General features: G+C 71.4%; 22 protein-coding genes, 1 tRNA gene and 2 pseudogenes. 21 read left to right on the top strand and 4 right to left on the bottom strand.

Annotated features, from left to right (window positions below):
- Window positions 1-49: 49 nt before the first annotated feature.
- From ACIBQZ_RS34505 to ACIBQZ_RS34495, 3 genes are read left to right on the top strand one after another with little or no spacing between them, the layout of a single operon-like run.
- Window positions 50-817 carry a hypothetical protein gene (locus ACIBQZ_RS34505; RefSeq protein ID WP_396093037.1) on the top strand — a complete coding sequence of 256 codons (768 nt, stop codon included), beginning with the start codon at window positions 50-52 and terminating at the stop codon, window positions 815-817.
- The gene (locus ACIBQZ_RS34500; protein ID WP_396093036.1) at window positions 817-1,767 is read left to right on the top strand and encodes a MazG family protein; all 951 of its coding nucleotides are present in this window, start codon (window positions 817-819) and stop codon (window positions 1,765-1,767) included. The genes ACIBQZ_RS34505 and ACIBQZ_RS34500 overlap by 1 nt, the downstream gene beginning before the upstream one ends.
- 52 nt (window positions 1,768-1,819) lie before the next feature.
- Window positions 1,820-3,436, top strand: a complete 1,617-nt coding sequence (locus ACIBQZ_RS34495; RefSeq protein ID WP_396093035.1) for a DUF885 domain-containing protein — start codon at window positions 1,820-1,822, stop codon at window positions 3,434-3,436.
- 270 nt (window positions 3,437-3,706) lie between these two features.
- Here the strand turns inward: ACIBQZ_RS34495 and ACIBQZ_RS34490 are convergent.
- From ACIBQZ_RS34490 to ACIBQZ_RS34480, 3 genes and pseudogenes are all read right to left on the bottom strand, one after another.
- A pseudogene (locus ACIBQZ_RS34490) lies at window positions 3,707-4,110 on the bottom strand (transposase); the annotation flags it as partial.
- A gap of 711 nt (window positions 4,111-4,821) precedes the next feature.
- Window positions 4,822-5,511 (bottom strand): hypothetical protein, encoded by a 690-nt coding sequence (locus tag ACIBQZ_RS34485; RefSeq protein WP_396093034.1) that lies wholly within the window; start codon window positions 5,509-5,511, stop codon window positions 4,822-4,824.
- Window positions 5,512-5,569: 58 nt separating this feature from the next.
- Complete coding sequence (locus ACIBQZ_RS34480; protein WP_396093033.1) at window positions 5,570-6,187, bottom strand: hypothetical protein; 618 nt, start codon at window positions 6,185-6,187, stop codon at window positions 5,570-5,572.
- 169 nt (window positions 6,188-6,356) lie between these two features.
- On the opposite strand from ACIBQZ_RS34480, the gene eno reads away from it, so the two are divergent.
- From eno to ACIBQZ_RS34390, 18 genes are all read left to right on the top strand, one after another.
- Window positions 6,357-7,640, top strand: coding sequence for a phosphopyruvate hydratase (eno, locus tag ACIBQZ_RS34475; protein WP_396093032.1), 1,284 nt, complete (start codon window positions 6,357-6,359; stop codon window positions 7,638-7,640).
- A 108-nt stretch (window positions 7,641-7,748) separates the two neighbouring features.
- On the top strand, window positions 7,749-8,369 hold the full coding sequence (locus ACIBQZ_RS34470) for a septum formation initiator family protein (protein ID WP_396093031.1): 621 nt from the start codon (window positions 7,749-7,751) through the stop codon (window positions 8,367-8,369).
- A gap of 1 nt (window position 8,370) precedes the next feature.
- On the top strand, window positions 8,371-8,871 hold the full coding sequence (locus tag ACIBQZ_RS34465) for a DUF501 domain-containing protein (protein ID WP_396093030.1): 501 nt from the start codon (window positions 8,371-8,373) through the stop codon (window positions 8,869-8,871).
- Between the two features lie 10 nt (window positions 8,872-8,881).
- Window positions 8,882-9,385: an amino-acid N-acetyltransferase gene (locus ACIBQZ_RS34460; RefSeq protein WP_396093029.1), complete on the top strand. Its 504-nt coding sequence runs from the start codon at window positions 8,882-8,884 to the stop codon at window positions 9,383-9,385.
- Window positions 9,386-9,394: 9 nt separating this feature from the next.
- Window positions 9,395-10,300, top strand: a complete 906-nt coding sequence (locus ACIBQZ_RS34455) for an exopolyphosphatase (protein WP_396093028.1) — start codon at window positions 9,395-9,397, stop codon at window positions 10,298-10,300.
- 124 nt (window positions 10,301-10,424) lie between these two features.
- Complete coding sequence (locus ACIBQZ_RS34450; RefSeq protein WP_396093027.1) at window positions 10,425-10,754, top strand: PadR family transcriptional regulator; 330 nt, start codon at window positions 10,425-10,427, stop codon at window positions 10,752-10,754.
- A complete protein-coding gene (locus tag ACIBQZ_RS34445) occupies window positions 10,751-11,761 on the top strand; it encodes an HAAS signaling domain-containing protein (protein ID WP_396093026.1) in 1,011 nt (336 codons plus the stop codon). The genes ACIBQZ_RS34450 and ACIBQZ_RS34445 overlap by 4 nt, the downstream gene beginning before the upstream one ends.
- A gap of 94 nt (window positions 11,762-11,855) precedes the next feature.
- Entirely contained in the window at window positions 11,856-12,404 is a 549-nt protein-coding gene (locus tag ACIBQZ_RS34440) for a hypothetical protein (RefSeq protein WP_396093025.1), read from the top strand.
- Between the two features lie 69 nt (window positions 12,405-12,473).
- Window positions 12,474-13,211 (top strand): uracil-DNA glycosylase, encoded by a 738-nt coding sequence (locus ACIBQZ_RS34435; RefSeq protein WP_396093114.1) that lies wholly within the window; start codon window positions 12,474-12,476, stop codon window positions 13,209-13,211.
- 53 nt (window positions 13,212-13,264) lie between these two features.
- The gene (locus ACIBQZ_RS34430) at window positions 13,265-13,960 is read left to right on the top strand and encodes a DUF4129 domain-containing protein (protein WP_396093024.1); all 696 of its coding nucleotides are present in this window, start codon (window positions 13,265-13,267) and stop codon (window positions 13,958-13,960) included.
- On the top strand, window positions 13,957-14,559 hold the full coding sequence (locus tag ACIBQZ_RS34425; RefSeq protein WP_396093023.1) for a hypothetical protein: 603 nt from the start codon (window positions 13,957-13,959) through the stop codon (window positions 14,557-14,559). The genes ACIBQZ_RS34430 and ACIBQZ_RS34425 overlap by 4 nt, the downstream gene beginning before the upstream one ends.
- A 13-nt stretch (window positions 14,560-14,572) precedes the next feature.
- Complete coding sequence (locus ACIBQZ_RS34420) at window positions 14,573-15,583, top strand: AAA family ATPase (RefSeq protein ID WP_396093022.1); 1,011 nt, start codon at window positions 14,573-14,575, stop codon at window positions 15,581-15,583.
- A gap of 20 nt (window positions 15,584-15,603) precedes the next feature.
- Window positions 15,604-16,944 carry a DUF58 domain-containing protein gene (locus tag ACIBQZ_RS34415; protein WP_396093113.1) on the top strand — a complete coding sequence of 447 codons (1,341 nt, stop codon included), beginning with the start codon at window positions 15,604-15,606 and terminating at the stop codon, window positions 16,942-16,944.
- Between the two features lies 1 nt (window position 16,945).
- Entirely contained in the window at window positions 16,946-17,509 is a 564-nt protein-coding gene (locus ACIBQZ_RS34410; protein WP_396093021.1) for a hypothetical protein, read from the top strand.
- A gap of 116 nt (window positions 17,510-17,625) precedes the next feature.
- A complete protein-coding gene (locus ACIBQZ_RS34405; RefSeq protein ID WP_396093020.1) occupies window positions 17,626-18,981 on the top strand; it encodes an NAD(P)/FAD-dependent oxidoreductase in 1,356 nt (451 codons plus the stop codon).
- A gap of 69 nt (window positions 18,982-19,050) precedes the next feature.
- A tRNA-Leu gene (locus ACIBQZ_RS34400) sits at window positions 19,051-19,133 on the top strand.
- Between the two features lie 107 nt (window positions 19,134-19,240).
- A complete protein-coding gene (locus ACIBQZ_RS34395; protein WP_396093019.1) occupies window positions 19,241-20,074 on the top strand; it encodes a Bax inhibitor-1/YccA family protein in 834 nt (277 codons plus the stop codon).
- Between the two features lie 87 nt (window positions 20,075-20,161).
- A complete protein-coding gene (locus ACIBQZ_RS34390) occupies window positions 20,162-20,476 on the top strand; it encodes a hypothetical protein (protein WP_396093018.1) in 315 nt (104 codons plus the stop codon).
- A gap of 393 nt (window positions 20,477-20,869) precedes the next feature.
- Here ACIBQZ_RS34390 and ACIBQZ_RS34385 read toward each other — a convergent pair.
- Window positions 20,870-21,145, bottom strand: a pseudogene (locus ACIBQZ_RS34385) (transposase domain-containing protein); the annotation flags it as partial.
- Window positions 21,146-21,915 lie beyond the last annotated feature (770 nt).

The following is a 21,915-nucleotide window of genomic DNA, read 5'->3' as shown; positions in this document are numbered from 1 at the left end:
TCAGGGGGTGGGCGGCGTACGTCACACCGGCCGTGAGAGAGTCATCGGCATGCAGCGTGCTCGCCGACTCGCATCCACCACCGTCGTCGCCGTCCTCGCCGTGGCCGGTCTGTCGGCCTGCCAGGCCGAGCCCGACGTGGCCGCGTATCTGGGCGGCGATCAGAAAATCACCGAGGAGCAGGTCCAGCGGGTCTACGACCAGGCCCGCGACGAGCTGACCGCGGCCCGCGAGCAGGTGCAGCAGCAGGACACCACCGGCGCCTCGGCCGCCGCGCTGCCGCCGGTGGAGATGCCGTTCAAGCAGAAGGACGTGCTGAACGCGCTGCTCACCATCGACGTGCTGGAGCAGGCGGCGGCCGCCAAGGGCGTGCAGGCAGCCGCCGAGCCCACCGTCGAGCAGATCGCCCAGGGCTCCAGCTACTCCCCGAACTGGGAGTACACCAAGCTTTACGCCCGCACGTTCCAGCTGCGCGCGGCGCTGCTGCCCAAGGTGACCCCGGCCCCGCTCACCGACGCCGACCTGCGCCCGGTGTACGACCGGCTGCGGGCCGGTGGCGCGGGTGACGCGACGCCGTACGAGCAGTTCAAGACCCAGCTCTCGGACCAGAACAAGCAGGCCCTGCAGCAGACCATCGGCCTGCGCAACGAGCTGGCGGAGATCGTCGAGGACGACCACGTCAAGCTCAACCCCCGGTACGGCGACCAGCAGCTGGTGCTGCTGTCGGCGCAGGCGGGCAACGCGGACGTCCCGCTGGTCGAGGTGTCGTTCGCCGGCGCCGGGTCGAGCAAGGCCCCGTTCGTCACCGACGTCTCCTGATGGCCCCAGCCGGACGCATCGTCCTGCTGGTCACGTCCCCGCGGCTGCCGGCCGGCCTGCTCACGGCCGAGGCCTGGGACCTGCTGCGGGCGCACCCGGTCTACACGCCGGGCGAGAGCGACCAGGTGGACGCGCTGCGCTCCTCCGGGGTCACCGTCTCGGTGATCGAGCCGGAGCCGGAGACGCTGGTGGCGGCGCTGGCCACTCACCACACGGCGATCTGGCTGGCCGGTGCGGCCGGCGACGAGGAGTTCGCCCGGCGGCTGGGGCTGCGGCTGGCCCGCGAGCCCGCGCTGGCCGAACTGGAGCTCTGCTACGGCTCATGGGACCCGCCGGGCGCCCGGCTGCTGGACGCGGTCGCGGTGATGGACCGGCTGGCGTCGCCGGGTGGTGACCCGTGGAAGCTGCAGCAGACCCACGAGAGCCTGGCGCCGTACCTGCTGGAGGAGAGCTACGAGGCGTACGACGCGATCGTGGCCTCGGACCTGGCGGCGCTCCGCGAGGAGCTCGGCGACGTGCTGCTCCAGGTGGTGCTGCACGCCCGGCTCGCCGAGAACCTGCCGGCGGACGAACGCTGGAGCATCGACGACGTGGCCGGCGGCCTGGTCGAGAAGATGGTCCGCCGCAACCCGCACGTCTTCGCGGACGCGCAGGTCTCCGGCGTCGAGGACATCATCGACAACTGGGAGCGGATCAAGAAGGCGGAGAAGTCCCGCGACTCGGTCCTGGACGGCATCGCCGTGAGCCAGCCCGCGCTGGCGCTGGCGGCGAAGATCCTCCAGCGCGCCGAGCGGGCCGGGGTGACGGTGCCGCTGCCGCCGGGCTCCGGTCTCGGCGCCACGCTGCTGCGGCTGGTCGCGGACGCGCGTTCGCAGGGTCTCGACGCGGAGGCCGCGCTGCGCCAGTCGGCGCTGGAGCTGGCCGCCGCGATCCGCGAAGCCGAGGCCTGAGCCACCGTCCGGCGGCGCGAGAATGTCGCACCCGGCGAGTAGATTTCGCCCCATGCCGGAGTTCGTGCCGCTCGCGGAGCGCATCGTCGACGCCATCCTGGAGACCGATCCCGCCCTGGCGTCCTACGCCGGCGACCATCGCTACGACGATCGGCTGCCCGATCTGTCGCCGGGCGCGGTCGCCGACCGGGTGACGATGCTGCGCGACGCCGCCGACGCGCTGTCCGGCACCGACCCCGACGACTTCAACGACCAGGACAAGGTCGACCACGCGATCCTGTCGGCGATCGTCGAGCGCGGCATGTTCGAGCTCGGCGACGTCCGCGAGCACGAGTGGAACCCGCTGGCCCACAATCCCGGCCCGCTGCTGCACACGCTGCTGGCCCGCCCGTTCGCCCCGGCGGAGGAACGCCTCACCAGCCTCGGCGGCCGGCTGGCGTCGGTCCCCGACGCGCTGGCCACCGCCCGCGCGGTCCTGCGCGACGTGCCCCGGCTGCACACCGAGATCGCGGTGGGCCAGTTCGCCGGCACCGCGGCGCTGATCCGCGACCAGCTGCCCGGCCTGCTCGCCGAGGCGCCCGCCCTGCGCCCGGCGGTCGAGCCGGCGGCGGCCACGGCCCTGGCGGCGCTGGCCGAGTTCGACGGCTGGCTCCGGGCGAGGCTGGAGAGCGGCGAGCCGGGCCGCGACCCCCGCCTGGGCCGCCCGCTGTGGGAGGCCCGGCTCTGGCACACCCTCGACACCGAGCTGCCCGCCACCGAGGTCCTGGCCCGTGCGGAACGCAACCTGGCCGAGGTCGGCGAGCAGCTGCGCGCGGCGGCGGCCGAGCTGACCGGCGGCCCGCCCACCGACGAGACGGTCCGCCGCGCCCTGGACGCCCTGGCCGCCCAGCACCCCGACGACAGCACGATCGTCGACCTGGCAAAGGTCACGATGGCCGAGGCGACGGAATTCGTCCGCGAGCACGCCCTGATGACGCTCATCGACGACCCGTGCGTGATCGAGGAGATGCCGGAGTTCGCCCGCGGGGTGGCAGTGGCCTACTGCGACCCGCCGGGCCCGCTGGAGACCGCGGACGTGCCGACGTTCTACTGCATCGCGCCCGCCCCGGCAGACTGGCCGGGCGACCGGGTGGAGTCGTTCTACCGCGAATACAACGACCACATGCTGCGCAACCTGACGGTCCACGAGGCGATGCCCGGCCACTTCCTCCAGCTGGCCCACTCCCGCCGGTTCCGCGCCGACACCCGCGTGCGAGCGCTGGGCTTCTCCGGCCCGTTCGTGGAGGGCTGGGCGGTGTATGCGGAGGAGCTGATGGCCGGCCTCGGCTTCGGCGGCCTGCCGGTGCGCCTGCAACAGCTCAAGATGCAGCTCCGGATGAGCCTGAACGCGATCCTCGACCAGCTGGTGCACTGCGCGGACCTGAGCGAGGCCGAGGCGATGGCCATGATGACCGGCCGCGGCTTCCAGGAGGAGGGCGAGGCGGCCGGCAAGTGGAAGCGGGCACTGCTGACCTCAACCCAGCTCTCGACCTACTTCGTGGGCTACACGGAGGTGTCGGCAATCGCGGCGAGCCGCCCGTTCGGTGCCACCCCGAAGGCCTGGCACGACGCGATGCTGGCGCACGGCTCCCCACCACCCCGCCACCTGCGCACCCTGCTCGGCGTGTAGCCCGAGGCAGGGCCGGGCGACGCCGGCGTCTCGGTCAGGCGTGACTGCGGCTGTCAGGATCGGGCCATGTTGCGGCCTGTTGAAGTCACGGCCGTTCTCGCCCTTGCCCCGACTTTCGCCATCTCTGGATCACGGCCCCCCGTGATCCAGCCCGTTGCCAGGTTCGTCCGGTATGCGGGATTGGCTCGTGGAGATTGTGTTATGCGTTTTGGGATTCTCGCCAGGTCGGGATGGTTTCGTCGGTGAGCCGTCGGGCGAGGTTGTCGATCACGCGAGCGGCAGGCCGAGGGTGTCGGTGATGATGCCGCGTTTACGGCCGACGATCTTTTTTGCCGGCGTTGATGCCTGGGGTGTCGGCGGGCACGTTGGTCATGTCTTGACGCTCTGGGTGTCCATGATTGCTGCGGTCGGCGAGACGGTGCGGCCGTGGTGATCGCGGACGAGTCCGGTGAGCTGATAGTTGAGTTCGACGAAGATCCCTTCCTTGCTCCATAGGGCGAAGTAGCCGTAGACCGTCGCGTGTGGAGGGAAGCCGTGCGGGAGGTAGCGCCAGGCGATGCCGGTGCGGTTGACGTAGAGGATGGCGTTGAAGATCTCGCGCAGGTCGTGGGTGGGAGCGCGGTACGGGCGTCGGTGCGGGCCTGGCGCCACGCGGTCAGCCGGGGTGCGATCAGGGCCGGGTCCGTCGATTCCTGGCGGAAAGCTAATCAAGCACGATCGAGGGATTAAAGCCCGCAGATCTACTCGTATCAGAGTCAGCTCGAAAGCGTTGATTCGGATGTAACCCACCAATAACCCACTTAACACTACTAAAATGACCAGGAAGAGGGTGGGAGTGGTGGACCTTGTGGCGGGGTGGTGTGGGGGGAGTCTTTTGCGTGGTTGGCGTATCGGGCGATGGCAATAGCCCGCCGACCGCCACCGACGCGCAAGATGTCGATCTCGTTGATGTGGTGTGAGCTCGAACCTTAAGTCCACAAGATCGACAATTCACTGCTCGCTTCGTGACTTTTACGCCCTTTGTTTCCTTAGGAGTTCCGTGATGTGAGAGTCCTGCTCAATGTGTGGGCCGGTGCTGTGGGTTCGGCGGTGGGCTGGCCTCCGGCAATGCTTGGCGCGGCCGTTTCGGCGCGGCAGAAGCGTGTCGCCCGTCCGGGGGATGGCGATCGATCATCACAACAGCCATGCAAAAGACTCACTGGAACGTTTTAGCTCATCCAGATCTGCGGGAAGGCTGCCGCTGAGGCTGCGACGGCGCTGGATGGCGAAGGTCGACCTCTGTGTCCGGACCCGCACTGGCAGGCGCTTTCTCCACCCGGGCCAACCTCGTCCGCCCGCAGACCCACGCCTGCGAGCACAGCGGGGCCGCTGCACCCCAACGCGCGCTAGGTGCCTCGGCGGTCCACCAGTTTGGCTGCGGGGGGCAGGTCGAACATTGTCTCCTCGACCTGTTCCGAGTAGTGGGTCATTGCCACGTCCACCCGGGTCTGGTTCAGGATCCCGTTGAAGCTGCCCAGCACGCCCTCGTTGGTGATGCACGTGCTGAAGTCGCGGGCCGCGGCGTCGTCGACCCCGGTGAGCTGGACGCACGTGGCGTGCCTGCCCGCGATCGTGGTGTCGTGCTGCGCCACTTCCACGTCGCTGTCCAGGACGGCCGCGTTCAGCAGGGCCAGCACTGTGGCCGGGGTGACCAGGCCGGTTTCGCCCGCGACCGCGAAGACCTTGGCCGAGGGCGGGCTGGCCGCGCTCGCCGGCGCCGTCATCGTGCACGTGGTCGTTTTCGCCGTACGGCATTCCGTGGTCGCGTCCGCGGTCACCGTGACCTTGCCGCCGGGGTACACGTACGCGGTGCGGGCCGGTTTGCGGGTCTGCGCGACCGTTGCCTTCGCCCCGCCCGGCAGCTGGTAGCTCGCCTCGTACGTCAGGTCGGCCGCCGCCGTCATCTGGGCGGCCAGGTCTGCCACCAGGTCGTTGCGGGTCAGCCCCTGGCCGGGGTCGTCCAGGTCCGAGCAGCCTGCCGTGGCGGCGCACAGGGCGAGCGCGGCCGCGGCGAGGCGTCGGCGGGAGAACAGCACGTGCCCACCTTGGCCGATGCGTGCAACTGCGCGCAAACCGGTATTCGCGGGGTGACTCTCAGGCTCGGCTGCGGCTCAGCAGTTGCTGGCGCATCACGTACCGGCGGATCAGCCGGGCCTGCGCCTCGTCCGCCGAGAAGAGCGCCACCAGCTCCACCGACATCGGGCCCGGCGGCACCTGCTGGGGCAGCGCCGCGACCTTCGACGACGTCGCCGCCACCTCGATGACCTCGCTGCCCAGCTCGATGCGCAGCCACAGGTCCTCGCTGTCGCGGACGTTGGTGTCCTCGAAGTGGGCCCGCATGCTGGTCTCGCTGATGTCGCGGATCCAGCCGTTCGCGTCCGGGAAGCCCTCCCGGCGCATGAGCACCTGTTCGCCCCCGCCGCCGCGGACGTAGTGGCGCTGCTGCTCGACCACGGGCTCGGCGCGGGCCTCGACCCGCAGCCGGTTCTCGTCGACCTCGAGCACCGAGCAGGGCAGGGCGTACCGTCCGCGCGGTGCGGCCGACCAGCGCAGGGTGACGCCCGTGCCCACCTGGGGCACGGCGACCAGCGGGGCCGACAGGATGAGCCCGCGACCTTCCGCGTGGACCACACGGACACGGCTGGCCTGCTCGTCGGAGGCGGTCATCTCGACGTACGAGCCGGCATCAGGAAGGGGCACGGTAGTAGTCATCGCGATACCCGAGATCGGCATTTTTCGCCTCCGCCTGAGGCATGTGGCGGCGGAAGTTCACCGGCCGCCGCCACGGGCGACACTCCGGCTCGATACGCTCTAGCGCGTGGTGGGCCGCAGGGTCGCGGTCTGGAATCTATCCATACGAGCATGAGGAGCGACACGACAGATGGCCACCATTGAAGCGATCGTCGCCCGGGAGATTCTCGACTCGCGGGGCAACCCCACCGTCGAGGTCGAGGTGGGCCTGGACGACGGCACGGTCGGACGCGCCGCGGTGCCGTCCGGCGCCTCCACCGGCGCCTTCGAGGCAATCGAGCTGCGCGACGGCGACAAGGGCCGCTACCTCGGCAAGGGCGTCGAGAAGGCGGTCAGCAACGTCGAGGACAAGATCGCCGATGAGCTGCTCGGCTACGAGGCCAGCGAGCAGCGCCTGATCGACGAGAAGATGCTCGACATCGACGGCACCGCCGACAAGTCCGAGCTCGGCGCCAACGCGATCCTCGGCGTCTCGCTCGCCGTCGCCAAGGCCGCCGCGCTCTCCGCCGAGCTGCCGCTGTTCCGCTACCTCGGCGGCCCGAACGCGCACCTGCTGCCGGTGCCGATGATGAACATCCTCAACGGTGGCGCGCACGCCGACTCGAACGTCGACGTGCAGGAGTTCATGATCGCTCCGATCGGCGCGCCGTCGTTCCGCGAGGCGCTGCGCACCGGCGCGGAGGTCTACCACGCGCTCAAGTCGGTGCTGAAGAAGAAGGGCCTGTCGACCGGGCTGGGCGACGAGGGCGGCTTCGCGCCGAACCTGCCGACCAACGCGGCCGCGCTGGACCTGATCTCCGAGGCCGTGCAGGCCGCCGGCTTCACCCTGGGCACCGACATCGTCTTCGCCATGGACGTCGCGGCGACCGAGTTCCACTCCGACGGCGCGTACGTCTTCGAGGGCTCGCCGAAGTCCACCGACGAGATGATCAACTACTACGCCAAGCTCGCCGAGACGTACCCGATCGTCTCGATCGAGGACCCGCTGGACGAGGAGGACTGGGCCGGCTGGACCGCGCTCACCGCGCAGCTCGGCGGCAAGGTCCAGATCGTCGGCGACGACCTGTTCGTCACCAACCCGACCCGGATCGGCCGGGGCATCGCCGAGGGCGCCGCGAACGCCGTCCTGGTCAAGGTCAACCAGATCGGCTCGCTGACCGAGACCCTGGACGCCGTGGACATGGCGCACCGGGCCGGCTTCAAGACGATGATGAGCCACCGCTCCGGCGAGACCGAGGACACCACCATCTCGGACCTGGCCGTCGCTGTCGGTAGCGGCCAGATCAAGACCGGCGCGCCGGCCCGTTCGGACCGCGTCGCCAAGTACAACCAGCTGCTGCGCATCGAGGAAGAGCTCGGCAGCGCCGCCCGGTACGCGGGCGCGGGTGCGTTCCCGCGTTACCGCACCGCGTAACCCTGCGTCGTCAGATCATGGAGTTGTGGCTCCGCGTTTCGTGGGCATAGTGTCCAGAGGCAGGTGCCGCACTCCATGGTCTTGGCGAGCTCCGGGGGAGGGCAGGGGATGACGCAGCGCCGCACACCGAGTGGACAGGGCCCCGCCCGTCGTGCCACCGGTCACGCGGGGCGCCCGGGCAGCCGGACGGCCGCTCGCCCGGCCCGCACCCGCGACACCGCCGCCACCCGGATCGAGCCCCGCCGCCTGCCCACCACCCGGACCACCAGCGGCATCAGGTCCGGCAACCGGCCGGCCGCCGCGCGCCGCGCGGCCGCGGCCGGCGCCACCAAGCGCACCGTCGCCACCCGGCCCAAGGCCTTCACCGGCCGGGCCACCGTGCTGATCGTCGTGCTGGTCGCCCTCGCCCTGGCCTACACCTATCCGGTCCGCGTCTACCTCGCGCAGGAGTCCCAGATCGCCCAGATGCAGGCCGACCAGGCCGCGCAGCAGGCCACGATCCAGGGGCTGACCGAGGAGGTGGAGAAGTGGAAGGACGACGAGTACGTCCGCAGCCAGGCCCGCGACCGCCTCTTCTACGTGCGCCCAGGTGAATACCCGCTGCTGGTGCTGAAGGACGCCGCCGGTGCCGCCCGCGACGCCGGCGGCGCGACCGCGGACACGCCGGACCGCTGGTACGACACGCTCTGGGGCAGCGTCGCCGCCGCCAATTCAGACCTGCGAAAGTAGTATGACGACACCCTCCGAGAGCGATCTCCAAGCCGTTGCCCAGCAGCTGGGCCGCCGTCCCCGGGGCACCCGGGCCGTCGCCCACCGGTGCCCGTGCGGCAACCCGGACGTGGTGGAGACCTCGCCGCGGCTCGACGACGGCACCCCGTTCCCCACGATGTTCTACCTGACCTGCCCGCGGGCCACCGCGGCGTGCAGCCGGCTGGAGTCCGCCGGGGTCATGCGGGACATGCAGCAGCGGCTCTCCACCGACCCGGTGCTGGCGAAGCAGTACCAGCAGGCACACGAGGACTACCTGCGGCGGCGCGAGGCGGTGGAGCACGTCGAGGAGATCACGAACGTCTCCGCCGGCGGCATGCCCGACCGGGTCAAGTGCCTGCACGTGCACCTCGGCCACGCGCTGGCGGCCGGGCCGGGCGTGAACCCGTTCGGCGACGAGGTGCGCGCGGCGGTCGAGCCGTGGTGGACAGGCGGTCCGTGCGTACGGCCCGACGCTGAATAAACTCGGCCGCATGCAGGTGGAGATCCGTCGCGCGCGGACGTCAGACATCCGGGCCATCCGCGACCTCGTGGACACGTACACGTCGGACCGCCGGCTGTTGAACAAGGCCACCGTCACGCTCTACGAGTCGGTCCAGGAGTTCTGGGTGGCCGTGGACGTCGCCGACGACCGGGTGGTGGGCTGCGGGGCGCTGCACGTGATGTGGGAGGACCTGGCCGAGATCCGTACGGTCGCCGTCGATCCCGCCTGCCGCGGCCTCAAGATCGGCCACCGGCTCGTCACGGAGCTCCTCCATGTGGCCCGTGAGCTGGGTGTGGCCCGGGTGTTCTGCCTGACCTTCGAGACCCGCTTCTTCGGCTCGTTCGGCTTCACCGAGATCGACGGCGCCCCCGTGCCGCACGGCGTCTACGACCAGCTGCTGCGCTCCTACGACGAGGGTGTCGCCGAGTTCCTCGACCTGGAGCGGGTGAAGCCGAATACCCTCGGTAACACCAGGATGCTCCTCCATCTCTAGGGAGTTCGCGTGAGAGTTGCCGCCATCGACTGTGGCACCAACTCGGTCCGGCTGCTCATCGCGGAGGTGGTCGACGGGACGCTCACCGACGTCTCCCGGCGGATGGAGATCGTCCGGCTGGGCGAGGGTGTGGACCGCACCGGCCGGCTGGCCCCGGAGGCGATCGAGCGCACCCGCAAGGCGCTGCTCGGGTACGCGATGGAGATCGCCGAGCTCGGCGTGAGCCGGGTCCGGATGTGCGCGACCTCGGCGTCCCGCGACGCGGCGAACGCCGCCGACTTCACCGCGATGGTCCGCGCCACGCTGGGCGTGGACCCCGAGGTGATCTCCGGTGACGAGGAGGCCCGGCTGTCGTTCGCCGGCGCGGTCACCGGGCTGACCGTGGAGCAGCCGTACCTGGTGGTCGACATCGGCGGCGGCTCGACGGAGTTCGTGGTCGGCGACACCGAGGTGCGGCACGCGGTCTCGGTGGACATCGGCTGCGTCCGGATGACCGAGCGGCACCTGCACGGCGACCCGCCGACCCCGGCGGAGGTCGCGGCGGCGGAGCAGGACATCACCACGGCGGTCGACACCGCCCTGCGGACGGTGTCGGGACACCGCACCGCGACGCTGATCGGCCTGGCCGGTTCGGTCACGACCGTCGCGGCCCTGGCGCTGCACCTGCCCGGGTACGACCCGGAACGGATCCACCACGCCCGGATCCCGTACGACGACGTGGCGAAGGTGACGTTCGACCTGCTGGGCTCGACCGTGGCCGACCGCCGCGACCTGCCGGTGATGCACCCGGGCCGGGCCGACGTGATCGGTGCGGGCGCCCTGATCCTGCGCGTCATCATGGAACGGGCGGGCCGGTCCTCGGTGGTCGCCAGCGAGCACGACATCCTCGACGGCATCGCCCTGTCGCTGGCCTGACCGAGGCGCGCCGGCCGGCTTGACCGGCGGTGCGATGGTGGTCCCGGCGGTGGATGACGGTCGATCCGCCGCCCCGGTACCGCGTCTTTGACACTACTTCGGATCGCGCAGTAGTGTGCACCGCGTGGATACCACCCAGCTCCTCAAGGGCGTGCTGGATCTCGCGTGTCTCGCCGCCCTGCGCGACGAGGACGGCTACGGCTACGACATCCTGCGCCGCTTGCGGATGGCCGGCCTGACCGAGGTCGGCGACGCCTCGGTCTACGGCACCCTGCGCCGGCTCTTCAACGCCGGCCTGCTCACCACCTACGTCGTGCCCAGCGACGAGGGCCCGCACCGCAAGTACTACGCGCTCAACGCCGCCGGCCGTGCCGAGTTGCAGCGCTCCGGCAAGGTCTGGCACGGTTTCGCATCCACGATGGACGATCTGCTTCGCGAGCGGGAGACGGCGTGATCACCACAGCTCAGGACGAGATCAATCTGTATGTGTTCGCGGTCCGCGCGGCCCTCGGCGACCTGCCCGAGTCGCTGCGTGACGAGCTGCTCGAGGATCTGCCCGAGCACCTGGCCGAGGTGCTGGCCGACGGCGAGGGCTCGCTGACCGACCGGCTCGGCAGCCCGGAGGCGTATGCGGCGGACCTGCGCACCACCGCCGGGTTCGTCGGCGGCTTCCCCGATCCGCCCGGCCGCACCGACCAGGTCCGGGAGATGCGCGACGCGGCCCTGGCCCGGCTGCGGATCGCCGACGTCCGGCTCGGCCCGCTCTTCGGCGCCGCCAAGGCCAGCGAGTTCCTGGTGCTGCTGCGTCCGGCGTGGTGGGTGCTGCGCGGCTACCTGGCGGCCATGGTGCTGGCCTGGATGCTCGACGACAGCGGCCAGCCGCTCGGGCTGCTGCCCCGGATCGGCGGCAGCGAAGCGATCGCGCTGCTTTTGCTCGGTGCCGGAGTGCTGGGCTCGATCTGGCTCGGCCGGCGCTCGCTGCGGCTGGCCCGGGGGCCGCGGGTGGCGCTGTATGCGGGCTCGGTGGTGCTGGTGCTCGTCGCGCTCGGCGGCTTCCTCGACGCCGACAGCAACGCCCGCGGTTCCTCCTACAGCGACGTCGGCTACGAGAACCCGTACAGCAGCGTCGAGGACCTCTTCATCTACGACGAGCAGGGCCGGCTGATCACCAACGCCCGGGTGTTCGACCAGAACGGCGAGCCGCTGCGCATCGGCAACGCCTACTGCTACGACGATGACGGCAACGTCACGAACGAGGTCACTGGGCTCACCTACCCGTACTGCCCGGAGCGTGACCCGTTCCGGTTGCCGGTCGCCTCGGCAAGTGCGGACCCGGCGCCGAGCGGGCCCACCGACGGTCCCGGCCCGATGCCGGACAGCAGCGCCGGGGTCGGCCCTTCGGCCAGGCCCTCGGTCGGCCCTTCGGCCAGCTCCGCGGCCGTCTCGCCATCGCCCAGGTGAAGGCTCGGTAACGGGGTCGCGGCGGCACCACCCGGGTCGTTACGTTGTGCTCCGATCGGCCGACCCCCTCGGCCGGACCCCGAGAGGAAACATCGTGAGCAACCCGGTCGCGCCGCCGCCCCCTGCCGGAGACGGCTTCCCGCCGCCCGCCAACGAGGGCTTCGGCAACGCCCCCGCGCCGGGCCAGCCGGCCGGCCCGCCGCCGGCCGACGGCCCGTTCGTGCCCGGCCAGCCCACCGGCGACCCGGCCCAGCAGGGTTTCGGCGCGGCACCGGCCGAGCCCAGGAAGAAGAGCGCGGTGGGCCGGGTCATCCTGCGCATTCTCGGCGCCATCGTCGCGTTTGTCATCGTGCTCGTGGTCAAGGACCAGCTCTTCGGCGACAAGGCCAAGGACGCCGCGGTCGGTGACTGCGTGGCCTCCTCGGCGGACGTGAAGGCCGACGAGGAGACCGAGGCCAAGGCCAAGGTCGTCAAGTGCGACTCGGCCGACGCCGCGTTCACCGTGGTGGGCCGGGTCGAGGGCGAGAGCAACACCAAGAGCAAGTCCTGCGAGAAGTTCTTCAAGGAGAACGAGGAGTACTACGTGTACGGCAGCACCGCCGGCAGCGGCTACCTGCTCTGCCTGCGCCCGAAGGCAGCCTGATCCACCGGCACGGCGGGAGCGCCCACCCCGGGTGCTCCCGTCGTGCCGTGCAGTGCTGTGCTGGAGCGCGTGCTCAGCCGTACCCCGGAAGACGTCGCCGCGCACGCGGCCGCCGCGACCGCCCTGCCGGTCCTCGACGCCGGCGTCGCGGATTGTTTCGCCTGCCCGCGCCTGGTCGCCTGGCGCGAGGAGGTGGCCCGGGTCAAGCGGGCCGCCTTCCGTGACCAGACCTACTGGGGCCGCCCGATCCCGGGTTTCGGCCCCGCCGACGCCGGCATCGGCATCCTCGGCCTCGCCCCGGCCGCGCACGGTGGCAACCGCACCGGCCGGATCTTCACCGGTGACCGCTCCGGTGACGTGCTCTTCGCCGCCCTGCACCGGGCCGGCCTGGCCAACCAGCCGACCAGCGTCGCGGCCGGCGACGGCCTGACCCTGCGGCACACCCGGATCTTCGCGGCCGTCCGCTGCGCCCCGCCGGACAACAAGCCGCTGCCGGTCGAGCGGGACACCTGCGCGCCCTGGCTGCACCGGGAGCTGGCGCTGATCCGGCCCACCCTGCGCGTGGTGCTCGCGCTCGGCGCCTTCGCCTGGTCGGCCTGGTGGCCCGCGATGACCGCGGTGTACGGCCTGCGCCCGCCGGTGCCGCGCCCCGCCTTCGGGCACGGCGCCCAGGTCAGCCAGCCGGGCGCGCCCGAGCTGCTGGGCTGCTATCACGTCTCGCAGCAGAACACCTTCACCGGCCGGCTCACCCCCGTGATGCTCGACGATGTCCTGGCCCGTGCCAAAGAGCTGGCGGGCCTGGCATGATTCGGTCTCTGCCGATTTTCGCCGCGCACGGATGACCTTGAGGGCCCTCAGTAGTGGATCTCGCCGCACTGCGTCGCTGGTGGCCGCTGGCCGCCGTCCTCGGGCTGCTCTTTCTCGCCTCGCTGGCGGCCACCCGGTCGGCGCCGCAGCTCGAGCGGTTCAACCCGGACGCCGTGGCGACCGAGGAGGCCGCGCCGCTGCTGCCGCCCTCGCCGGAGCCGCTGCGGCCGTCGCAGCAACCGGCGGAGGCCGGCGGCGAGCTGCCCGACTGGACCAGCACCGTGGCGCTGGTGATCCTGGGTGTGCTCGCGGTGATCGTCCTCGGGCTGGTGGGCTGGGCGCTGGTGCGCCAGACGCTGAGCCGCCGGGGCAGCCGCACCGGCCGGCGCGATCCGCGGCGCACCGAGTCGAGCACCGCCGAGGACCTGGTCGCCGCCCTGGACGCGGGCCTGCAGGAGCTCTCCGACACCGACCGGGATCCGCGCCGGGCGGTCATCGCCTGCTGGGTCCGGCTGGAACAGGCCGCCGCGGCCGCCGGCACGCCCCGGCACGCGGGTGACAGCCCCACCGACCTGGTGGCCCGCCTGCTGGCCGAGCAGCGCCTCGACGCGGGCGTGCTGACCCCGTTCGCCGCGGTCTACCGCCAGGCCCGGTATGCGACCCACACCGTCGACGACCAGATGCGCCGGCAGGCCCGTTCCGCCCTGGAACGGCTCCGGTCCGACCTGGGTGCGGGGGTGGGGGCATGAGCCGCGAACCGGACGGCGGGCTGGAGGACCTCTTCGGCAGCCGCCCCGTCGAGGTGGCCCTGCCCGAGCCGGAGGAGGGCGTCGAGAAGCCACGGTCGCGGCTCGGCTGGCTGGTCCGCAACGCGCTGCTGGTGGCCGTCGCCACCGTGGTCGTGGTGGCCGGGCTGCGGTCCCGCGGCATCAACGTCTCGGTCCTGCTGATCGTGGCCGCGTTCGTGGCGCTGCGGCTGCTGCTGCTCGCGGTGTCCGAAGTAGCGCCGCCGCCGCTGCCCCGCCCGTCGGCCCGGCGCGGCGAGGAGGACGGCGACTACCAGTGGGCCGGCACCGATACCCTGCGCGCGGCGGTGCGCCGCTGGGAGCGGCAGCTGGAGTGGTCGCGGAGCGACGCCGAGAAGTTCTCGCGTACCGTCCTGCCCGGGTTGGCCGAGCTGACCGATGAGCGGCTGCGGCTCAAGCACGGCATCACCCGCGCGTCGGACCCGCGGCGGGCGCGGGAGCTGCTGGGCGACCCGCTGTGGGAGTTCCTGGACCAGCCGGGCCGGCGGGTGCCGAAGCCGCGTGAGCTGTCCTCGTACGTCGAGGCACTAGAGAGAATCTGAGAAGGGTGGTTCGGTGACGGACGCGAGCGTGGAGGCCCTGCCGCCGTACGAGGTGGGCAGGCTGGCCGGCGCTGTCCTGGACTCGGTCGGCAGCGTGGTGGTCGGCAAGCGGGAGTCGCTGGAGCTCGTGCTGGCCGGCATCCTGGCCGGCGGCCACGTGCTGCTGGAGGACCTGCCCGGGCTCGGCAAGACGCTGACCGCCCGGTGCTTCGCCCAGTCCCTCGGCCTGGACTTCCGCCGGCTGCAGTTCACCCCCGACCTGCTGCCCGCCGACGTCACCGGCTCCTTCCTGTACGACCAGCGCAAGGGCGACTTCGCCTTCCGGGCCGGCCCGGTCTTCACCAACATGCTGCTGGCCGACGAGATCAACCGGACGCCGCCGAAGACCCAGGCCGCCCTGCTGGAGGCGATGCAGGAGAAGCAGGTCTCCGTCGAGGGCGTCACCTACCGGCTGGACCCGCCGTTCCACGTGCTCGCCACCGCCAACCCGATCGAGTACGAGGGCACCTACCCGCTGCCCGAGGCCCAGCTCGACCGCTTCATGCTGCGCGTGTCGTTCGGCTACCCCACCCAGGACGAGGAGTGGGAGGTGCTGCGCCGCCGGATGTCGCGCCGCCAGGAGGAGTCGCAGCTCGCCCCGGTGGTCGACGCCCGCCGGCTGATGGCCATGCAGGCGGCGCTGGAACAGGTCGTGGTCGAGGACTCGATCGGCCGGTACATCGTCTCGCTGGCCTCGGCGACCCGCGACCACGCCTCGGTGCTGGTCGGATCGTCGCCGCGGGGCTCCCTCGCGCTGCTGCTGCTGGCCCGGGCCCGGGCGGTCATGGCCGGCCGGGACTTCGTGGTGCCCGAGGACGTCAAGGACGTGGCGGTGCCCGCGTTGGCCCACCGGATCACGCTGCGGCCGGAGATGTGGCTGCGCCGGGTCGACCCGGCGTTCGTGGTCCAGGAGGTGCTGCAGGCCGTGCCCGCGCCGGCCAGCGGTGCCCTGCCGACGTACGCGGGCGGGTATTCCGGACAGTGACAGTCTTCGAGCCGCCGTCGTTGCGGGCCGCCGTACCGCCGGCCTCGGCGGGCGACGAGGGGTGGGCGGCGCCCGCCTGGGTGCCCACCCGGGCGCTGGGCCGCACGGTGCTGCTCACCGGGCTGCTGCTGGTGCTCGGCGTGGCGCTGGGCCGGGTCGACCTGGTGCTGCTCGCCGCGCCCTTCGCCGTCGGCGCCGCCATCGGCCTGCGCCGGATGCCGCGCTCGGCGCCCGAGCTGACCGTGGACGCGACCGAGGAGCACATCGTCGAGGGCGGGCCGGTCGGCGCCGGGCTCACCGTGGCCAACCCCGACGTCATCCCGTACGACCTGGTGGTCGTGCGCACCCGGACCTCGCCGTGGCTGGAGCTGGAGGAGGCCGACCGGCCGTTCGCGATCACCGTCGCGCCGGACGGCTGGACCGCCGTGGAGCTGCCCGGCCGGGCGACCCGCTGGGGCCGGCACGACGTGGGACCGGCCGCCGCGCGGGTCGCCGCCTGCGGAGGGCTGCTCGCCTGCCGCCCGGTCGTCACCCCGGCGCGGGGCGTGCGCGTCTACCCCGAGACCGAGCCGTTCGCGGCCACCGAGGCGATGCCCGCGGCGGCCGGCCTGGTCGGTAACCACCGGTCGCGGCGGCCCGGCGAGGGCGGGGAGCTGGCCGGGGTACGCCCGTTCGCGCCCGGTGACCGGCTGCGCCGGATCGACTGGCGGGTCTCCCTGCGTACCCGGGATCTGCACGTGGCCTCGACCCTCTCCGACCGGGACGCCGAGGTCCTGCTGCTGCTCGACGTGCTCGGCGAAGCCGGCACGTCCGGCGGGGTCGAGGGCAGCGCGTCGGTGCTCGACACCACCGTCCGCGCGGCCGCCGCGATCGCCGAGCACTACCTGCAGCGCGGCGACCGGGTCTCGCTGATGGAGTACGGCTCGTCCGCCCGGCGGCTGCGCGCGGCCACCGGCCGCCGCCAGTACCTGACGGTGCTGGAGTGGCTGCTGGACGTCCGCGCCGACAGCGGCGACCAGGGGCCGCACGAGCACGCGTTCGGCGCCCACCACGTCTCCTCGGACGCGCTGGTCATGGTGCTGACCCCGCTCGTCGACCCGCGCTCGGCCGACATGCTGGCCGGGCTCAGCCAGTCCGGCCGCTACACCGTCGCGGTGGACACGCTGCCGGCCGGGGTCGCGCCGCCCAGCCGCAGCCCGTGGACGCCGACCGCGACCAAGCTGTGGCGGATGGAACGGGAGAACGTCCTGGGCCGGCTGCGCGAGCACGGCGTGCCGGTGGTGACCTGGGCCGGGGCCGGCAGCCTCGACCTGGTGCTGCGGGACGTGTCCCGGCTCGCCTCCGCACCCCGGGGGCGCTGACATGCTCGACGGCATCACCCGGCGGATCGAGCGGACGCGCACCGTGGTGGCCCGCGCGACGGCCCTGCCGCTGCTGGTCCGGGGCGGGATCGCGGTCGCCTTTGTGCTCGCCCTGCTGGTGGCCTGGCCGGCGGCGCTGACCACCAGCCGTTACGTGGTGCTGCTCGGGCTGGCCGGCTGCTACCCGGCCATCGCGCCGCGGGGCCGGGGCGTGACCGTCACCGTGCTGCTCGTGGTGGCCGGCTGGGTCCTCGACACCACCTACTACGACGCCCGGGTCGCGCTCTGGCGGGTGCTGAGCATCGCCACCCTGCTGTATCTGGGGCACACGCTGGCCGCGCTGGCAGCGGTGCTGCCGTACGACGCGATCGTCAACGTGGACGTGGTGGGCGGCTGGCTCGGCCGGGCGCTGGTGGTGGTGCTGATCTCCGCCGTGCTGACCGTGATCACGCTGGGCCTGACCGCGGAGCTGGCCGGCGGAGCGTTCCTGATCGCCACCCTGGTCGGGCTCGCCGCGGCGGTCGCGGTGACGCTGCTGCTGAGCCGGCTGCTGCGCCGTCCGTGACCGAGATCGCACCCGCGAAACGGCACTGAAACGGGGGCGTCACGGCACTTGACCAACCGGGTTGTGCTTGGTCACAGAACCGCGCATCCCTGCGGCGCGCGCAGCATGATGAATCCGTGAAACCGCAGCGGATCGTTGTCGTAGGGGCAGGTCACGTGGGGCTCTACGCGGCCCTGCGCCTGTCGAAGAAGCTCAACTCGGCGAAGGCTGAAGTGATCGTCATCGATCCTCAGCCGCACATGACGTACCAGCCGTTCCTGCCCGAGGCGGCGGCCGGCAACATCTCGCCGCGCCACTCGGTGGTGCCGCTCCGGCGCGAGCTCAAGCACTGCCGCATCGTCTCCGGCGAGGTCACCAAGATCGAGCACGCCCGCAGGACGGTCACCGTCCGGCCCATCGACGGCCCGGCCAAGGAGATCGCGTACGACCACATCGTGGTGGCGCCGGGCTCGGTGTCGCGCACCCTGCCGATCCCCGGCCTGCGGGAGCGCGGCATCGGCTTCAAGACCATCGGCGAGGCCATCTACCTGCGCAACCACATCCTGGACCGGCTGGACATCGCGGCCACCACCCCGGATGCGGGGATGCGCAAGGCGTCGCTCGCGTTCGTCTTCGTCGGCGGCGGTTACGCCGGTGTCGAGGCGCTCGCCGAGATGGAGGACGTGGTCCGCGACGGCCTCAAGTACTACCCGGAGCTCCGGCAGGACGAGCTGCGCTTCGTGCTGGTCGAGGCGTCGAACCGGATCCTGCCCGAGGTCGGCCCGGAGATGGGCGCGTACGCGGCCCGCCAGCTGCAGAAGCGCGGCATCGACATCCGCCTCGAGACCCGGATGGACTCCTGCGTCGACGGCGAGGTGCACCTCTCAGACGGCGAGGTCCTCCGCGCCGAGACCATCGTCTGGACGGCCGGCGTCAAGCCGTCGCCGATGCTCGACCACACCGACCTGCCGCGCGGTCCCCGGGGTCACCTCACCTGCAGCACCACCCTGCAGATCATCGATGGCGACAAGGTGCTCGACGGCGCCTGGTCGGCCGGCGACTGCGCGCAGGTCCCCGACCTGACCAGCCCGGGCGCCTGGTGCTCGCCGAGCGCCCAGCACGCGGTCCGGCAGGCCTCGGTGCTGGCCGACAACATCCGCGCGGTGATCATCGGCGCCGAGCCCAAGGACTACCGGCACAAGTACGCGGGCAGCGTGGCGAGCCTGGGCCTGTACAAGGGCGTCGCCAAGATCTACGGGGTCAAGCTCAAGGGCTTCCCCGCCTGGCTCATGCACCGCACCTACCACATGAGCCGCATCCCGTCGTTCAACCGCAAGGTCCGGGTGCTGGCCGACTGGACGCTGGCGTTCGTGCTCAAGCGTGAGGTCATCTCGCTGGGGCAGCTGCACGCCCCGCGCGAGGAGTTCACCCACGTGACGCCGCCGCTGGGCGACGAGCGCAGCACCGAGCCGGTCGGCGCCGGCTCCCGCTAGGCGTGGTTTGTGCCCGTCCGGCGTTCTGCCGGGCGGGCCGGACCCGATACGGTGAGCATCAACGCATCGGCCCGGGTGGTGGAACGGCAGACACGGCCGCCTTAAAAGCGGCTGCCCCAAAAGGCGTGCGGGTTCGAGACCCGCCCCGGGCACGTTTTCAGCCTGCTCACAGCTTTCCCGGGCGTCGCAAAGATGGTATTGGTCGTACCCTGGAACAGCACGCCCCTACGTGCCTCAACCTCAAGGGAGGCTGGACACAGTGAAGACTTCCAACCCGGTGCTCTCGCGCCTCGGCCAGGCGGCCGAGCGGGAGCGGACCGCCGGGTACAACCCGGCCGGACCGTACGGCCCGGCCGCCGGTCAGCCGGGTTACGGTCAGCCGTACCCGAGCGCACCGGGATATCCGGCGTCGCCGCCGGCCGTTCAACCCATGACGATCGACGACGTGGTCGTCAAGACCGTCACGCTGCTCGGCATCACCGGCGTCTCCGCGGTCGCCGCGTGGAACCTGATCCCGGACTCGCTGCTCGGCCCCGCGTGGATCGGCGCCGCGGTGGTCGGCCTGGTGCTCGGTCTGATCATCTCGTTCTCCCGGATGGCGAACCCGGCCCTGGTCGTCGCGTACGCCGTCATCGAGGGCGCGTTCGTCGGCCTGGTCAGCAAGTTCTACCAGGAGATCGCCGGCTTCCAGGGCATCGTGCTGCAGGCGGTGATCGCCACCTTCGGCGTGTTCTTCCTGATGGCGTTCCTGTACCGGGCGAAGGTCATCCGCGCCACCCCGAAGTTCCAGCGCGGCATGATCGCGGTCATGGCGGGCCTGTTCGCCGTCATCCTGATCAACTTCGTGCTCTCGCTGTTCGGCTTCAGCACCGGCCTGCGCGACAACGGCGCCCTGGGCATCGGCTTCAGCCTCATCTGCATCGTCGTCGCCTCGCTGAGCTTCATCCTCAGCTTCAACGAGGTCGAGGAGGGCGTCCGGATGGGTCTGCCGCAGCGCTACTCGTGGACGGCGGCGTTCGGCATCCTGGTCAGCCTGATCTGGCTGTACCTCGAGGTGCTGCGCCTGCTGAGCTTCCTGCAAGGCGACGACTAGTCGCCCGCACACCCGTCACACCCGGCAGCGCCCGGTCCGCCTCCCCGCGGACCGGGCGCTGCCCTGTTTGCGGGTAACCTCGCTCCGGTGAGCGCAGGGGACTTCGAGACCGCGGTGCAGCTTCTGCTCAACCAGGTCGGGCACTGGGAGGCGGGCCGCTGGCACGCCCCGGCGAAGACCGGCGGCACCCGGGGCGAGGTCGTCTTCGCGCTGGTGCAGCGGCTCGCCGACCGGGCCGCCGACGCCGAGCAGGGCCGGCACCGGCCGGTGCCACGGCTGGCCGACACCGTGCTGCCCGACCAGCTGCGGGTCATGGCCGACGACCTGATCGCCGCAGACCCACCGGCCGAGGTCCTCACCCAAGCCACCGAAGCCGTCACCGAGACGCGCACCCGCCTCTAGCCGGACCCGCACGCCGTCCGGCGTGCCCCCAACCGCCTTGGTGGTCCCCGGCCCTGATGAGTCATCCGCACGAATCGAGCGGCCTCGCCGAGCTCGCCACCCAGCCGGGGGCGCCGCTGGCGGGAACCAGTGGGCGCCGATCTTGATGAGCGGTGGCCATCCTCGCCACCTCGACACAAGATCGCCGCGAAGGCCCACCTCAGCACACCGTTTACCCTGTTTTGTGGTGGTGGTCGGTCCGGATGGTCGTAACCATTCAGGTGCCTCCGCCTTGGCCAGCCGAAACGGAGTCCCCACCGGATTCGGCCGGTTCATCGCCGTAGCCCATGACACCCTCGTGCCCGAACGGCCCTGTCTACTTCTCGCAGGGCTGGGCAACACGAACAGGGCCTGCAACGGTTGCGAGCCGAGTCGTTGCCGGGCCTGGCGTAATGCGCTGCCGCTGGGCGATATCAGCGGCAGGCCGCACAGCCCGCTGGTCAGTTTGCGCCATACCTGCCGGTATCCCAACTCGGCGAACAGGCATCCGGCAAGCACCAGATAGACGACCACCCGGGCTGGTAGCAGCCGGACCCGCGACTCGGCTCGCCTGGTCGTGGCCAGGACATCATCGACCATCTCGAACGGCACCAGACGAGTCAGCTCGCCCAGATGGCCCGGCGCGAACACCCCCGCTGCTACCCGCACCGTCCGGGTTATGGCAATCTGATCAGCCAGCGGAGCTCCAGGTGTCAGGGAAGTCTTAGAGTGACCACCCTCTATACCGGAGCTCCGCTGCTTTACGTCTCAGACACGCCTTGACGACCCACCGATCCGCCTAACTGAACGGCGTTGCGTCTAGACGGCGAGGGCACGCCGATCCCTGCAGAAGGCTCTCTTGAGCCTTGTTCTGGGGCGGGGACTGTCGTTTTGGCAAGACGCGAGGGGGTCCGCGGGTGAGGTGATCGGTGGTGTTCGATGGATGGGGGTAGCTCTGGACTTGTGTGTGGGTTGTTGAGGGGGACATGTCAGGAGGAAAGGTGCGTGACTTGTGGATCTTGTGGAGTGTTGGTTCGGCTAGATCGTTTTAGCTCATCAAGGTCCGCTGGCGGCGGTGTGGTGACTGATCGTGGCGGTCAGTCCTCGTCGTTCCCCGCAGCCGCAGCCGCAGCCGCAGCCGCAGCCGGAGCCGGAGCCGGAGCGGCTGGCAAAGCCTCGGGTGCTGGTGCTGGTGCTGGTGCTGGTCGGGCTCGACTCGGCAGGGCAGGGCAGGGCAGGGCAGGGCAGGGCAGGGGATCTTGCGGATGGTCGGGCCGGCGTGGGGACGGGTCTTGTTCGTGAGCGCGTTGCGAGGGGAATGGGCTCCTCTAGACGAGTGATTCCTTATGAGTTCAGTGGTCGTACGCGATCAAGGAACGCTTGACGTCGGCGTTGATGCGCCAGTTGTGCCAGATCGCGGC

This window comes from Actinoplanes sp. NPDC049599 (genome assembly GCF_044465625.1).
Lineage (GTDB): Bacteria > Actinomycetota > Actinomycetes > Mycobacteriales > Micromonosporaceae > Actinoplanes.
The sequence above is the reverse complement of the archived record's forward strand: the minus strand, read 5'-3'. Positions and strand labels throughout refer to the sequence as shown.

Excerpts from the sequence above, each read along its gene's own strand:
- ACIBQZ_RS34505 (WP_396093037.1), top strand. The coding sequence starts at position 50 with ATGCAGCGTGCTCGCCGACTCGCATCCACCACCGTCGTCGCCGTCCTC.
- ACIBQZ_RS34500 (WP_396093036.1), top strand. The coding sequence starts at position 817 with ATGGCCCCAGCCGGACGCATCGTCCTGCTGGTCACGTCCCCGCGGCTG.
- ACIBQZ_RS34495 (WP_396093035.1), top strand. The coding sequence starts at position 1,820 with ATGCCGGAGTTCGTGCCGCTCGCGGAGCGCATCGTCGACGCCATCCTG.
- ACIBQZ_RS34480 (WP_396093033.1), bottom strand. The coding sequence starts at position 6,187 with ATGACTACTACCGTGCCCCTTCCTGATGCCGGCTCGTACGTCGAGATG.
- eno (WP_396093032.1), top strand. The coding sequence starts at position 6,357 with ATGGCCACCATTGAAGCGATCGTCGCCCGGGAGATTCTCGACTCGCGG.
- ACIBQZ_RS34470 (WP_396093031.1), top strand. The coding sequence starts at position 7,749 with ATGACGCAGCGCCGCACACCGAGTGGACAGGGCCCCGCCCGTCGTGCC.
- ACIBQZ_RS34465 (WP_396093030.1), top strand. The coding sequence starts at position 8,371 with ATGACGACACCCTCCGAGAGCGATCTCCAAGCCGTTGCCCAGCAGCTG.
- ACIBQZ_RS34460 (WP_396093029.1), top strand. The coding sequence starts at position 8,882 with ATGCAGGTGGAGATCCGTCGCGCGCGGACGTCAGACATCCGGGCCATC.
- ACIBQZ_RS34425 (WP_396093023.1), top strand. The coding sequence starts at position 13,957 with ATGAGCCGCGAACCGGACGGCGGGCTGGAGGACCTCTTCGGCAGCCGC.
- ACIBQZ_RS34410 (WP_396093021.1), top strand. The coding sequence starts at position 16,946 with ATGCTCGACGGCATCACCCGGCGGATCGAGCGGACGCGCACCGTGGTG.